This window comes from Acidobacteriota bacterium (assembly GCA_020853395.1).
GTDB lineage: Bacteria > Acidobacteriota > Vicinamibacteria > Vicinamibacterales > SCN-69-37 > JADYYY01.
Genome location: JADYYY010000008.1, coordinates 104774 through 118450, shown reverse-complemented (window position 1 = coordinate 118450; position 13677 = coordinate 104774). Strand labels below are relative to the sequence as shown.

General features: G+C 70.8%; 11 protein-coding genes. 10 read left to right on the top strand and 1 reads right to left on the bottom strand.

Annotated features, from left to right (window positions below):
- Positions 1-2: 2 nt before the first annotated feature.
- From murD to IT184_07830, 8 genes are all read left to right on the top strand, one after another.
- The gene (gene murD, locus IT184_07865; GenBank protein MCC7008717.1) at positions 3-1391 is read left to right on the top strand and encodes a UDP-N-acetylmuramoyl-L-alanine--D-glutamate ligase; all 1389 of its coding nucleotides are present in this window, start codon (positions 3-5) and stop codon (positions 1389-1391) included.
- Between the two features lie 185 nt (positions 1392-1576).
- The gene (ftsW, locus tag IT184_07860) at positions 1577-2734 is read left to right on the top strand and encodes a putative lipid II flippase FtsW (GenBank protein MCC7008716.1); all 1158 of its coding nucleotides are present in this window, start codon (positions 1577-1579) and stop codon (positions 2732-2734) included.
- On the top strand, positions 2735-3835 hold the full coding sequence (gene murG / locus IT184_07855) for an undecaprenyldiphospho-muramoylpentapeptide beta-N-acetylglucosaminyltransferase (GenBank protein ID MCC7008715.1): 1101 nt from the start codon (positions 2735-2737) through the stop codon (positions 3833-3835).
- Positions 3836-3890: 55 nt separating this feature from the next.
- On the top strand, positions 3891-5234 hold the full coding sequence (locus tag IT184_07850; protein ID MCC7008714.1) for a UDP-N-acetylmuramate--L-alanine ligase: 1344 nt from the start codon (positions 3891-3893) through the stop codon (positions 5232-5234).
- Positions 5231-6172, top strand: a complete 942-nt coding sequence (locus IT184_07845; GenBank protein ID MCC7008713.1) for an FtsQ-type POTRA domain-containing protein — start codon at positions 5231-5233, stop codon at positions 6170-6172. Before IT184_07850 ends, IT184_07845 begins: the two co-directional genes overlap by 4 nt.
- The gene (gene ftsA / locus IT184_07840; GenBank protein MCC7008712.1) at positions 6162-7394 is read left to right on the top strand and encodes a cell division protein FtsA; all 1233 of its coding nucleotides are present in this window, start codon (positions 6162-6164) and stop codon (positions 7392-7394) included. Before IT184_07845 ends, ftsA begins: the two co-directional genes overlap by 11 nt.
- 19 nt (positions 7395-7413) lie before the next feature.
- Positions 7414-8667, top strand: a complete 1254-nt coding sequence (gene ftsZ / locus IT184_07835; GenBank protein ID MCC7008711.1) for a cell division protein FtsZ — start codon at positions 7414-7416, stop codon at positions 8665-8667.
- Between the two features lie 225 nt (positions 8668-8892).
- Positions 8893-10593 (top strand): radical SAM protein, encoded by a 1701-nt coding sequence (locus tag IT184_07830; protein ID MCC7008710.1) that lies wholly within the window; start codon positions 8893-8895, stop codon positions 10591-10593.
- A gap of 15 nt (positions 10594-10608) precedes the next feature.
- Here IT184_07830 and IT184_07825 read toward each other — a convergent pair whose 3' ends face one another.
- Positions 10609-10908, bottom strand: coding sequence for a hypothetical protein (locus IT184_07825; protein MCC7008709.1), 300 nt, complete (start codon positions 10906-10908; stop codon positions 10609-10611).
- 192 nt (positions 10909-11100) lie between these two features.
- Here IT184_07825 and pgeF point away from each other — a divergent pair, with 192 nt between their 5' ends.
- Together pgeF and IT184_07815 are read left to right on the top strand one after the other, a co-directional pair.
- Entirely contained in the window at positions 11101-11865 is a 765-nt protein-coding gene (pgeF, locus tag IT184_07820) for a peptidoglycan editing factor PgeF (protein MCC7008708.1), read from the top strand.
- A gap of 54 nt (positions 11866-11919) precedes the next feature.
- On the top strand, positions 11920-13677 hold the full coding sequence (locus IT184_07815; protein MCC7008707.1) for a cation:proton antiporter: 1758 nt from the start codon (positions 11920-11922) through the stop codon (positions 13675-13677).

Here is a 13677-nt window from a genome sequence, read left to right as displayed (position 1 = left end):
CGATGACGTTCAGGGTGGACGGACGGGCGGCGGTCGTCGTGGGCGCGGGCCGGAGCGGCCGCGCGGCCGCGACGCTGCTCGCCGCGCGCGGCGCGCGCGTGACGCTGACCGACATGGCGGCGATCGAGGACGCGGCCACGCTCGGCGAGGCGGGCGTCCGGCTGGTGCTCGGCTCGCATCCCGAGGCGCTCTTCACCACCGCCGATCTCGTGGTCGTCAGTCCCGGCGTGCCGGCCGATCTCGCGGTGCTCCGCGCCGCAAGGGCCGCGGGCGTTCCGGTGATCGGCGAGATCGAGCTGGCGTCGCGCTGGCTGTCGGGCCGAATCATCGCGATTACCGGAACCAAGGGGAAGTCGACCACGACGACCTTGATCTCGCGCATTCTCCAGGAGGCGGGCTATCGCGCGATCGCGGGCGGCAATCTCGGGCCGCCGCTGAGCGAGCAGGTGGGTGACTCGACGCCGGACGCGATCCACGTCGTCGAGGTCAGCAGTTTCCAACTGGAGACGACCGACACGTTCCATCCCTGGATCGCCGTGCTCCTCAACCTCTCGCCCGACCACCTCGACCGGCACGCGTCGTTCGACGAGTACGCGCAGGCCAAGGCTCGAATCTTCCGCAACCAGGCCGCCACCGACTGGGCGGTGGTCAACGCGGAGGATCCGCTGGCCACGGCCCTGGCCGACGGCGCGCCGGCGCAACGGTTCGATTTCGCGCTCGACCAGCCGCTCGCCGACGGCGTGACGGTCGAGGACGCGATGGTCGTCAAGCGCACGCGCGGCGTCTCGACGCCGCTCCTGCCGGTGGCATCGGTGCAGTTGCCCGGACGGCACCTGCTCGGCGACGTGCTCGCCGCGTCCGCGGCCGCCACGCTGGCGGGCGCCCGGCCGGCGGCGATCGCCCGCGCGGTCGCCGCGTTCCGCGGCCTCGAGCACACGCTCGAAGAGGTCGGCGCGGCCGGGCGCGTGCGGTTCGTCAACGACTCGAAAGCGACGAACGTCGCCGCGGCGGGCCGCGCCATCGAGAGCATGCGCGCCGGCGTCGTGCCGATCATGGGCGGGCGGTACAAGGGCGGCGCCTTCGAGGACCTGCGGCCGATCGTGGCGGGCCGCGCCAGCGCCGTCGTCGCGATTGGCGAGGCCGCCGATCGCATCGAGGCCGCGCTCGCCGGCACCGTGCCGGTGGTGCGCGCCGCCTCGATGGACGAGGCCGTCGATCGCGCCTTCCACCTCGCGCAGCCCGAGGGCGTGGTGCTGCTCGCACCGGGCTGCTCGAGCTTCGACATGTTCGCGGATTACGCCGCGCGCGGGCGCGCCTTCAAGGCCGCGGCGCGGCGGCTGATGGCGTCGGAGCCGCGCCGGCGCGGCACGGGAGCAGGGGGGCCGATGTGACGGAGCGGTGAACAGTCATCAGTTCGGGCAGCGACACGGAGTCCACCGCTGGGAACACGGGCCGGGGTCGGCACGTGAGGTGGATGTCCGGATCCGAATCCGGCTGATGACTGTTGACCGCTTCGGACGGCGCGGTGGCCGCGCCCGCACCGGTCCGGCCGAGATCGCTGAGGCAGCGACACGAGATGGCACGAACGCTGAAGTCCGACAAACTGCTGTTCCTCGCGACGCTGCTGCTCGTCAGCGTGAGCGTCGTCATGGTGTACAGCGCCTCGGCCGTGCAGGCCGCGGCGAGGTACCAGGCGGCGTCATGGTTTCTGTACAAGCAGCTCGCCTGGGCCGTGCTCGGCATCACGGTCATGCTCGTCGTGATGCGGCGCGACTACCACGAGTACCGGCGGCCGGCGCTGATCTGGTCGCTCGTCGCGCTGGCCGCGGGCCTGCTCGTGCTGGTGTTCTTCTTCAATCCACGCAACGGCACGTACCGCTGGATCACGCTCGCGGGCGTCGCCACGCTCCAGCCGTCCGAGCTCGCCAAGCTCGTCATCGTGCTGTTTACCGCGGCGGTGCTCGACAGGCGCATGCACCGCGTCAACGACCCGGCCTTCGCGCTCCTGCCGATCGGCGCCGTGACGTTCGGCCTCACGGCGCTCGTGCTGGCCGAGCCGGACTTCGGCACCTCCGCCGTCATCGTCGGCATCGTCGTCGTGATGCTCTTCACGGCGGGGCTCGCCTATCGCTACCTGATCTGGACGGCGGTGGTCCTCGTGCCGGCGGCGGCGGTCTTCGTCCTCGAATCGTCGTATCGCCGGCGCCGGCTGATGACGTTCCTCGACCCTTGGCAGGACCCGCTCGGCGACGGCTTCCAGATCATCCACTCGTTGTACGCCGTCGGATCCGGCGGGCTGCTGGGCCGCGGCCTGATGGCGGGCATCGAGAAGCTCTACTACATCCCCGAGCCCCACACCGACTTCATCTACGCCGTCATCGCCGAGGAGCTCGGGCTCGTCGGCACGACGCTGACGCTCGCGTGCTTCGTGCTGATCGCCTGGCGCGGGCTGCGCGCCTCGCTGCTCGCCCCGGATCGGTTCGGTTCGCTGCTGGCGCTCGGGCTGACGTCGATGATCGCCCTTCAGGCCTTCGTCAACATCAGCGTGGTCACCAAGCTGCTGCCGACGAAGGGGATTCCGCTGCCGTTCGTCAGCAACGGCGGATCGTCGCTGCTCATCAACCTGGTCGCGATGGGCATCCTGCTGAACATCTCGCAGCAAGGATCGCCTGGCGCCGTGCCGGCTGCCGCCCGGCGGGTGTCCGACTGGACGCTGGAAGGCCAGGGGGCGTGAGTGAGCCTGTCGGTCGTGATCGCCGGCGGAGGCACGGGCGGCCACCTGTACCCGGGGATCGCCGTCGCGCGGGAGCTGCGGCGTCGCGTGCCCGACGCCCGCGTGACGTTCGCCGGCACGACACGCGGTCTCGAGGCGCGGATCGTGCCGCGCGAAGGCTTCGAGCTGGACGTCATCAGGAGCGCGGGGTTGAAAGGCAAGTCGGTCGTCGCGCGCGCGCGTGGCGCGGCCCTCGTGCTGCCGTCGCTCGCCGATGCGTGGCGGATCGTCTCGAGGCGGCGGCCCGACGTGGTGGTCGGCGTCGGTGGATACAGCTCCGGCCCGGTCGTGCTGACGGCCGCGCTCCGGCGCATCCCGACCATGGTGCTCGAGCAGAACGCGGCGCCGGGATTGACCAACCGGCTGCTCGCGCCGTTCGTCCGGGCCGCGGCGGTCACGTATGACGAGACGCTCGCGTTCTTCGACGGCAGGGGCATCGTCACCGGCAACCCGGTCCGGGCCGAGTTCTTCTCGGCGGTGGGCCGCGATCCGGCGGGCACGGGACGGAGGGTACTGATTCTTGGCGGTTCTCAGGGCGCGCACGCGATCAACATGGCCATGGTGGCGGCAGTCCCCGAGCTGGTACGGCGTCATCCGTCGCTCGAGATCGTGCACCAGACGGGCGAGCGCGATCTCGACGAGGTGCGGCGGCAGTACGAGCGCGCTGGCGTCGGCGTGCGCGTGGCCGCGTTCCTCGATCCGGTGGTGGACGAAGTGACGGCGGCCGATCTCGTCGTCGGCCGCGCCGGCGCCACGACCCTGGCGGAACTGGCGGCTGCCGGCCGGCCCGCCGTGCTGATTCCGTTCGCCGCCGCGACCGACGATCACCAGCGCAAGAACGCGCGCGTGCTCGAGGCCGCCGGCGCCGCCGTGATGATCGACGAGCGCGAGCTGACGCCGCCGCGGGTCGCCGACGTGCTCGGCGCGCTCCTCGACGACGCGGGCCGGCGAACGGTGATGAGCCGGGCGATGACGCGGTTCGCACGGCCCGACGCGGCCGCACGGATCGTCGACCGTCTCCTGGCGCTCGGCGCGCGCGACAGCGGCGCGGTGCAGGCCTGACGTGTGGCTGGGACGCACCAGGCAGGTGCATTTCGTGGGGATCGGCGGTATCGGCATGAGCGGGATCGCGGAACTGCTCGTCAACCTCGGCTACCGGGTCAGCGGCTCGGATGCGCGACGATCCGACATCACGGACCGTCTCTCGGATCTCGGCGCGCGGATCGCCATCGGCCATGACGCGGCACACATCGGAGACGCCGACGTGGTCGTGATCTCCTCGGCCGTGCCGGCCGACAACCCCGAGGTGGCCGAAGCGCGCGCGCGCCGCGTCCCCGTGATCCCGCGCGCGGAGATGCTCGCCGCGCTGATGCAATTGCGCGTCGGGATCGCCGTCGCCGGCGCGCACGGCAAGACCACGACGACCTCCATGGTGGCCGTCATGCTCGAGCGCGCCGGGCTGGATCCCACGGCGGTCATCGGCGGCCGGCTGAGCGTCTTCGGCAGCAACGCCCGGCTCGGCAAGGGGCAGTACATCGTCGTCGAGGCGGACGAGAGCGATCGCTCGTTTCTGAAGCTCCAACCGGCGATCGCGGTCATCACGAACATCGACCGGGAACACCTCGAGGCGTACGGCACGTTCGAGGCCCTCGTCGGCGCGTTTCGCGATTTCGCCGAGCGCGTGCCGTTCTATGGGGCCGTGATCGCGTGCCTCGACGATCCCGCCGTGCGATCGCTCGTGCCGGACCTGACGCGCCGCGTGATCACGTACGGTTTCCACGGTCAGGCCAACGTGCGCGGCGTCGAGCCGATGACCGACGGCGTCTCGGCGCGATGCCGCGTGGAATACGCGGTGCGCGGCCTGGCAACGGGCGCCGGCGATCTGACGCTGCAGGTGCCCGGCTTGCACGCGCTTCAGAACGCGCTCGGGGCCATCGCCGTCGGCCTGGAGCTGGGGCTCTCGTTCGAACGGATGCAGGCGGCGCTCGCCGAGTTCCGAAACGCCGAACGCCGGTACCAGGCTCGGGGCGAGGTGCACGGCATTCAGGTCATCGACGACTACGCGCACCATCCGACCGAGATTGCCGCGGTGCTCAGGACGGGCCGAGCCGGCCACCCGTTCCGGCTGATGGCGGTGCTGCAGCCGCACCGTTATTCCCGGACGCGCGATCAGATGGCGGCCTTCGGGCCCGCCCTCGCCGAGGCGGACGTCGTGGTGCTCACCGACATCTATCCGGCAGGGGAGGCGCCGCTGCCGGGCGTGACGCTCGAGACGCTGGCGGAGGCGATCCGCCCGTCGGTCCGCGAGCTGCACCTCGTCGCGGATCTCGATGACGTCGCGCCGGAAGTCGCGAGGCTCGCCCGTCCGGGCGATCTCATCCTCACGCTCGGTGCGGGTTCGATCGCGCGCGTGAGCAGCGGCATCGTGAGCGCGCTCGCCGCGCGGGAGGGCCGCCGATGACGGCGACGCCGGAGCCCCGCGCGCTCGCGTCGGCTGGCGTGGCCCTGCCGCCGGACCGGCGGTACCGCCGGCCGGATCTGCGGCCGGATCGCCGCCGGCTCGGCCGCCGGATCGCGCGCGTGCTGGGTTGGACGGGGCTGGGGCTCCTGTTCGCCCTGGCGGCGGCGTGGGGATCGCAGTGGGCGCTCCGCGCGGAGCCGCTGAAGGTTCGCGGCATCGACGTGCGCGGGGCCGCGCGGCTGTCGGCCGGTGAGATCGACGCCCTGCTCGACGGCCTGCGCGGCGAGAACATCTTCGAGGTGGACTTCGACGTCTATCGGCGGCGCCTGCTCGACTCGCCGTGGATCGCCAGCGCGACGTTTCGCCGCGCGCTCCCGTCGACGATCGCGATCGAGATCGTCGAGCGGACGCCGCTGGCGATCGCGCGCCTGGGACAGCAGCTCTATCTCGTCGACGACACGGGCGTGATCATCGACGAATACGGCGCGCCGTACGCGGACCTCGATCTGCCGATCGTCGACGGGCTGCTCACCGGCCCGTCCGCCGCCGGCCCTCTGGCGGATCCCGCGCGCGTACACCTGGTCGGCGCCCTGCTCGCCGCGCTGGCGGCGCGGCCGGAGCTCCGCGGGCGGCTGTCGCAGATCGACGTCGCGAGCCCGCACGACGCGGTCGTCATGTTCGACGCGCCCTCGATCTGGCTGCACCTCGGCGAGACGCGGTTCGTCGAGCGTCTCCAGACGTTCTTCGAAGTGGCGCCGGAGCTGCAGGAGCAGATCGGCGACTTGGATCAGGTGGATCTGCGGTTCGACGATCGCGTGTTCGTGCGCCCGCGGAGGGCGAGCGACCGTCGCGCCCGTCCCGCGGGGAACACGCCCGACAACACGGTCGAGCGCCCGTCCGGCGGGCGGATGACGAGTGAGGACGCTCATGGCGCGTAAGGAACGGTTCCTGATCGGGCTCGACGTCGGCACGTCGAAGGTCTCCGTCATCGTCGGCGAGCTGATGGACGATGGCGGCCTCGACATCATCGGCATCGGGCTCGCGGAGTCCCGCGGCATCCGCCGCGGCATCGTCAACAACGTGGACTCGGCCGCCGAGGCGATCAAGAAGGCGCTCGACGAAGCGGAGCTGACGGCCGGCGTCGAGATCGACAGCGTGCACCTGGCGCTGTCGGGCGCGCACGTCAAGGCGTTCAACAGCCGGGGCGTCGTCGCCGTCGCAGGGCGCAACCGCGAGATCACGCGCGACGACGTGAAGCGGGCGATCGACGCGGCGCGCGCGGTGGCGCTGCCGGGCGGCCGGGAAATCCTCCACGTGCTGCCGCAGGACTTCGTCGTGGACGACCAGGACGGAATCACGGCGCCCGTCGGGATGACCGGCAGCCGGCTCGAGGTGAACGTCCACGTCGTGACGGGCAGCTCCGCGTCGATGCAGAACATGATTGCCTGCGTCAACCGCGCGGGCGTCGAGGTCGTCGACACGGTGCTCGAGCAGCTCGCCGCGAGCGAGGCCGTGCTGACGCCCGACGAGAAGGAGCTCGGCGTGTGCCTCGTGGACATCGGCGGCGGCACCACCGACTTCGCCGTGTTCGAGCGCGGCAGCCTGTGGCACACGGGCGTGCTCCCGGTCGGCGGAGACCACTTCACCAACGACATCGCGGTCGGCCTGCGCATGCCGATTCCGGACGCCGAGAAGCTCAAGCGCCGATCGGGCTGCGCCCTGACGTCGCTCGTCGCCGAAGACGAGACGATGGAGGTCGCGAGCATCGCCGGCCGCCGTGCCCGGCTGATGCCGCGCCGTGTGCTGTCGGAGATCGTGCAGCCGCGCGCCGAGGAGATCTGTCACCTGCTGTGGGACGAAATCCGGCGCGCCGGCTACGAGAAGTCGCTCAACTCCGGCATCGTCATCACCGGCGGCGGCGCCCTGCTCGAAGGCATGGGCGAGATCGCCGAGCAGATCTTCGATTTGCCGGTGCGCCGCGGCGCCCCGGACGGCGTCGGCGGGCTCGCCGATCACGTGAACAGCCCGGCGTTCGCGACCTCGGTCGGCGTCGTCGCCTACACCCATCGCCATCTGCAGCACGAGCCGGCGCGCGTGAGCGCCGGCGCGCTCGGCCGCATCACCGGCCGGCTTCGCACGCTGTTCAAAGAGTTCTTCTAGCCAGACGAAAGGATCACTGATGGATCTCCGCCACCTGCATCCGCACGCGCCAGAAACGCTCCGCCTGACCCTCGAGGAGGAAGTCATCCGCACCGGGGCCCGCATCAAGGTGATCGGCGTCGGCGGCGGCGGCGGCAACGCCGTCAACCGGATGGTCCACGCCGGCTTCGGCGGCGTGGAGTTCATCGTCGCCAACACGGATCAGCAGGCGTTGCAGAACAACGCGGCACCGGTGAAGGTCCAGATCGGCAGCCAGCTCACGAAAGGGCTCGGCGCCGGCGCCGACCCGAACCTCGGCCGCGCGGCCGCGCTCGAGGACACCGAGCGGCTGCTCGAGGTGCTGAGTGGGGCGGACATGGTGTTCGTCACGACCGGCCTCGGCGGCGGCACCGGCACCGGCGCGGCGCCCGTGATCGCCAGCCTCGCCAACCAGTTGGGCGCGCTCACCGTGGCGGTCGTCACGACGCCGTTCCGCTTCGAGGGGCGGCGCCGGTCCACCCAGGCGCAGGCGGGCGTGCAGGAGCTGGCCGACGCGGTCGACACGATGATCACGATCCCGAACGAACGCCTGTTGAGCACGGTCAACCGGACGACCAGCATGTCGGCGGCCTTCGAAACGGCCGATGACGTGCTCCGGCAGGCCATCCAGGGGATCTCCGACCTCATCCTCGTGCCGGGGCTCATCAACCTGGATTTCGCCGACGTCAAGACGATCATGTCGCGCATGGGGCTGGCCATCATGGGCACCGGCGTCGCCTCCGGCGACGATCGCGCCAAGCTGGCCGCGACGGCCGCCATCTCCAGCCCGCTGCTCGAGGAAACGTCGGTGACCGGCGCGCGGGGTGTGATCATCAACGTGACCGGCGGAGCGGACCTCACCCTGGCGGAAGTCAGCGAGGCCTCCGAGATCATCCATTCGGCGGCGCACGAGGAGGCGAACATCATCTTCGGCGCCGTCGTGGATCCGGGCATGGAAGGGCGCGTGAAGATCACCGTCATCGCCACCGGCTTCGATCGCGCCCGCGCCATTGCGGCGCCGGCCGCCCAGGCCAGCAAGCCGACCCCCGTGGACCTCACGGCCTACGCGAACGCGGCCCAGGAGGAAGTCCCCGAGAAACAGGCGGTCAACGGTGGGTTCGTCGTCCACCGCCGGCCGGCGATCGACATGTTCGGATCGAGGCCGGCGATCACGCCCGCCGTCTCGAGCGCAGACGACGAGGAGGGATCGCCGCTCGACGTGCCGGCATTCCTTCGCCGGCAGGAGCCGTCATAGGCGCCGGGAGCGCGGCGGGCCGGCACCGCCCGGCAGGCGCAAGTACAATTGGACGAGCCAGCCAGGGTGGGCTCTTCGGCCGATCAGGCGAGGCACCACCACAGGTTCGCCCATCACGTGACGGCTCGACGATCTCCGCCTCCTCTCCATCGACGCCGGACGGCTGCGTCCCGGGCTGCGGCCGGGGGACCGCGCGGTCAGGCGCTCGACACGATCTCGCGCGAGGTGGGCGCCGTCCGCAAGGCGCACGCCGGACGGCTGCGCGTGGCCCTCGCGTTCCCGAACACCTACTTCGTCGGGATGTCGAACCTGGGGCTCCAGACGGTGTACTCGCTGTTCAACGCCGACGACCGCGTGGTGTGCGAGCGCGTCTTCCTCCCGCCCAAATCCGAGGTCAGCGCACGGTTGATCCGACGCGAGCCGCTCATCACGCTGGAATCGCAGATGCCGGTCCGTGACGCCGACGTGTTCGCGTTCTCCGTGTCCTTCGAATGGGACTACACGAACATCGTCACGATGCTGCGGCTGGCGGGGCTGCAGCCGCGCGCCGACCGCCGGCACGGGCGCGATCCGCTCGTGGTCATCGGCGGAGCGGTGACGTTCGTCAACCCCGAGCCGCTCGCGCCGTTCGCCGACGTGATCGCCTGCGGTGAGGCGGAGCTGCTCGTGCCGGACCTGGTGGACGCGATCGGCGAGATCGGCACGAGGGACCGGCCGGGCCTCTTGCAGCGGCTGGCCGGGAAGACCGGCTTCTACGTGCCGGCACTTTATGACGTCGTCTACGACGGCCCTGGCCGCGTCGCAGCGATCGTCCCGAAGCCCGACACGGGCGCCCCGGTCACCATCCGCAAGGCGGCCGTCAAAGCGGCCGACCGCTTGGACCCGCCGGCGACGAAGATCTTCACGCCGGAGACCGAGTTCGGGTCGCGGCTGCTGATCGAGGTCGTGCGCGGGTGCGCCAACCTGTGCCGGTTCTGCTGGGCTGGCTACAACTACCTTCCCGTCCGGCCGTTCGACACGGCGCGGATTCTCGAGATCGCCGAAGCCGCCCGCCCGCACGCGAACCGCGTGGGGCTCGTCTCGATCGCGCTGTGCGATCACCCGGACATCGAGCCGATCCTCCAGCGGCTGCTCGAGATGGGCTATGGCATCAGCCCGGCATCGCTCCGTCTCGACGATCTGACGCCGGCGATCCTGCGCCTGCTCCGCGCCAGCGGCGAGCGGTCGATCACCATCGCTCCGGAAACGGGTTCGGACCGGCTGAGGCGCGTGATCAACAAGACGGTCACGAATGCCGACATCCTCGAACGGGCGGACCTGATCTTCCGGGAAGGCTTCGAGAACCTGAAGCTCTACTACATGATCGGCCTGCCCGGCGAGACCGACGAGGACCTCGTCGCCATCAGGGATTTGACGAGGGAGATCCGCGACCGGATGGGCGAGCACGCCCGCAGCCGCGGCACCATCGGCCGGCTGATCGCGTCGGTCAATCCGCTCGTCCCCAAGCCCGCCACGACCTACCAGTGGCTGCCGATGACGCGAGCCGAGGAGATCGACCGCAAGGCCGACCGGCTGCGCCGGCTCGTCGACGGCATGGACAACGTCTTCTTCAACATCAAGTCCGAGCGTCAGTCGTATTTTCAAGGCTTGCTCTCCCTCGGCGACCGCCGCGTGGCGGACACGATAGAAGCGGCCGAACGCAACGGCGGCCAATGGCGCGCCGCCGTCCAGGAAACCGGGCTCGATGCCGACGCCTACCTGTACCGCGATCGCAGCGCCGACCCGTTCCTGCCATGGCAGATCATCGATGGCGGCGTGAAGACCGCGTTCTTCCGGCAGGAGCTTGCGAAGTCGGCGCGTGCGGAGTGGACGCTGCCGGCCACGCAGGCCGCCCGTGCTCCCGAGCGCGCCGCTGTTGTCGAGTAGCGCCAAGCGGTGGCGCTACACCGCCGCCGCCAGCTCGGCCTCGTGTTCCTTGTACGCCTCCAGGATGAGATCGCGCAGCCGGTCTTGCGCGGCGGCGTCGGCCGCGGGCCGGAGCAGCGCGAAGCTCCGCCGCTCGCCGTTGACCGAGTACTGGCGCGCCGGAAACGTCACGTTCCGGCCGCCGGTCTTGCGCTCCCAGACGGCGAAGCCCAGGAGCTTCAGGCCATCCAGCGGTCCACCCGAGAACGTGAGCTCGGCGTCCGCCAGCTTGCCTTGGGGATTGCCTTTGTCGTTCGGAAAGAACTTGATCGTCATGACCCCTCCCACTTGCGTTCCGGCAATCACGCGAGAGCAACGGCGAGGCCACGTCGAGCGCTGCTCGGCGTGTCGCGCCAACGTGCGACGAACACGCCGTTTATCGACTCTCGCCCGGCACGGGCGCGCGGGGACAGTGGCGCGGATCGTCAACTGCGGGCGTCGATCTCGCGCCGGAGGGCCCGAACGGGGATGACCGAAGTTCCCTCCGACTTCGAATGGCGCCGAGGACCGGCCGGCCAGGTGCTCGTCTGCCGGCCGCTCGACGCCTGTGCGCGGCACCTGTTCTCCTCGCGCGATCTTCGCTATCGAGACGACCGGCTCGAGGCCGATCGGCGCAGCGTTGCCGCCGCACTCGACGTGAACCCGCCCGACGTCTTCTCGGTTTCGCAGGTCCACGGCTGCCAGGTGATGACGGTAACGATGGGCGTCGCCCCGCCGCGGGAGAGCGCGGCGGACGGACTGATCACCGCGCGGGCAGGCACCGCCGTCTCGGTCCTCGTCGCCGACTGCGTCCCGGTGCTGATCGCCGACCGGCACGGCAGGGCTGTGGCCGCCGTACACGCCGGCTGGCGGGGCACGGCCGCGGCCATCGTGATGGCCGCAGTCCAGCAGCTCGAGACGATGGGCATTCCGGCGGGCGATCTGGTCGCTGCGATCGGGCCCAGCATCGGGCCGTGCTGCTATCAGGTCGATGCGCCGGTCAAGGCGGCATTCGCTCGGCTCGGCGACGGCGCCGAGGCCTGGTTCACCGCCGATGGCGACGCACATTGGCGGCTCGATCTCTGGCGCGCGAACCGCGACCAGTTGACGCGCGCCGGCGTTCGGCCGTCGTCCGTGTTCGTGGCGCGACTCTGCACCGCCGACCACCTCGACCGATGCTGGTCGTATCGGCGGGAGGGCCGACGAACCGGCCGGATGGTGGCGGCGATTGCGCTGTCCGCGGCGAAGCCGTGACGCGGCAGGATCGGCGATTCGGATAGGATCCGTCGCGCCGGAGACCGTTGACGCATGGAACATCAGGCCACGCTGCTCATCACGACCGCGATGGGGTTCGTCATGGCGTGTGCGTTCGGCATCGTCGCGACGCGCCTGCGCCTGCCCCCGCTCGTCGGCTACCTGCTGGCGGGCATCGCGATCGGCCCGGCCTCGCCGTTCTCCTCGGGCGATGCCGAGGTCGCGAGCCAGTTGGCCGAAATCGGGATCATCCTGTTGATGTTCGGCGTCGGCCTGCACTTCTCGACCGCCGATTTGCTGGCCGTGCGATGGGTGGCCATCCCGGGCGCGGTGGGGCAGATTGCCGTCGCGACCGCGATCGGCACGCTCGTCGCGATGGGCTGGGGGTGGACGCTGCCCGCCGGGCTCGTCCTGGGGCTCGCCCTCTCGGTCGCCAGCACCGTCGTCGTCCTGCGCGCCCTTGAAGAGCGGGCCGCCGTGACGTCGGCCAACGGACGGATCGCGGTCGCGTGGCTGGTCGTCGAGGACCTGGCGATGGTGTTGACGCTCGTGCTGCTGCCGGCGCTGGCCAGCGTCGTCGGCACGGGGCAGGAGGCTGGAGGGCACGCCGCCGCCGCAGAGGGGCCTGTGCTCGTGCTCGTGGGCCTGACGATCGGCAAGATTGCCGTGTTTCTCGCGCTCGTGGCGGTGCTGGGCCCGCGCGTCGTGCCGTGGGTGCTGCAGCAGGCGGCTCGGACCGGGTCGCACGAGCTCTTCACGCTGGCGGTGCTCAGCATCGCGCTCGGCGTCGCCTACGGCGCATCGACGCTGTTCGGCGTGTCGTTCGCGCTCGGGGCGTTCTGTGCGGGCGTCGTGCTCAGCAAGTCGGATCTCAGCCACCGGGCGGCGGAGGAGTCGCTGCCGCTCCAGCATGCGTTCGCCGTCATCTTCTTCGTGTCGGTCGGGATGCTGTTCGATCCGTCGATCCTCGTCCGGGAGCCGGTCGCCGTGCTGTGGGTGCTGTTCATCATCCTGATCGGCAAGTCGATCGTGGCGTTCGCGATCGTGCAGGCGCTCGGCTATCCCGTCAGCACGGCCCTGACCGTGTCGGCGAGCCTTGCGCAGATCGGTGAGTTCTCGTTCATCCTCGCGGGCCTGGGCATTTCGCTCGGCCTGCTTCCTCCGACCGGCCGCGATTTGATCCTCGCCGGCGCCCTGCTGTCGGTGGCGCTCAATCCGCTGGCGTTCGCGTCGGTCCGTCCGCTCCAGCGCTGGATGCGCAGCCAGCGGCGGATCATGTCGCGCGTCGAGCCGGCCCAGGATCTCCGTCTGGCCAGGCTGCAGGCGGCGCTGGATGCGAACCGCACGGCGGCAGAGCGGGCATCGCTGCAACCCGACGAGCTCATCTCGCGGTGGAAGGTGTTCGGCGATCTGGACGTCGCCATGCGCACCGAGCTGCTGACGCTGTTCAAACCGAGATCGGCGGCGCCCGGCACCCGGCTCATCCGCGCCGGCGATGCGGCCGACGAGGTGTTCTTCATCTCGTCGGGCGCCGTGGAAGTCTCGGTGAAGGGCCGCCGGATTCGCCTCGGTCCCGGCGAGTTCTTCGGCGAGATGGCGCTGCTCAGCGGCGCGCCGCGGTCCGCCGACGTCACGGCCATCGACTACTGCCAACTGCTCACGCTGAGCCAGAAGGACTTCGCCGCGTTCCTCGGCCGTCATCCGGAGTTGCGCGCGAGGCTCGACGAAGTGGCCCGCGCCCGCAACGAGATGAACCGCCTGCTCCCGGATCCGGCCGCGGATGCGCCGGCCGTCGGCACGGTGGGGCGGTAA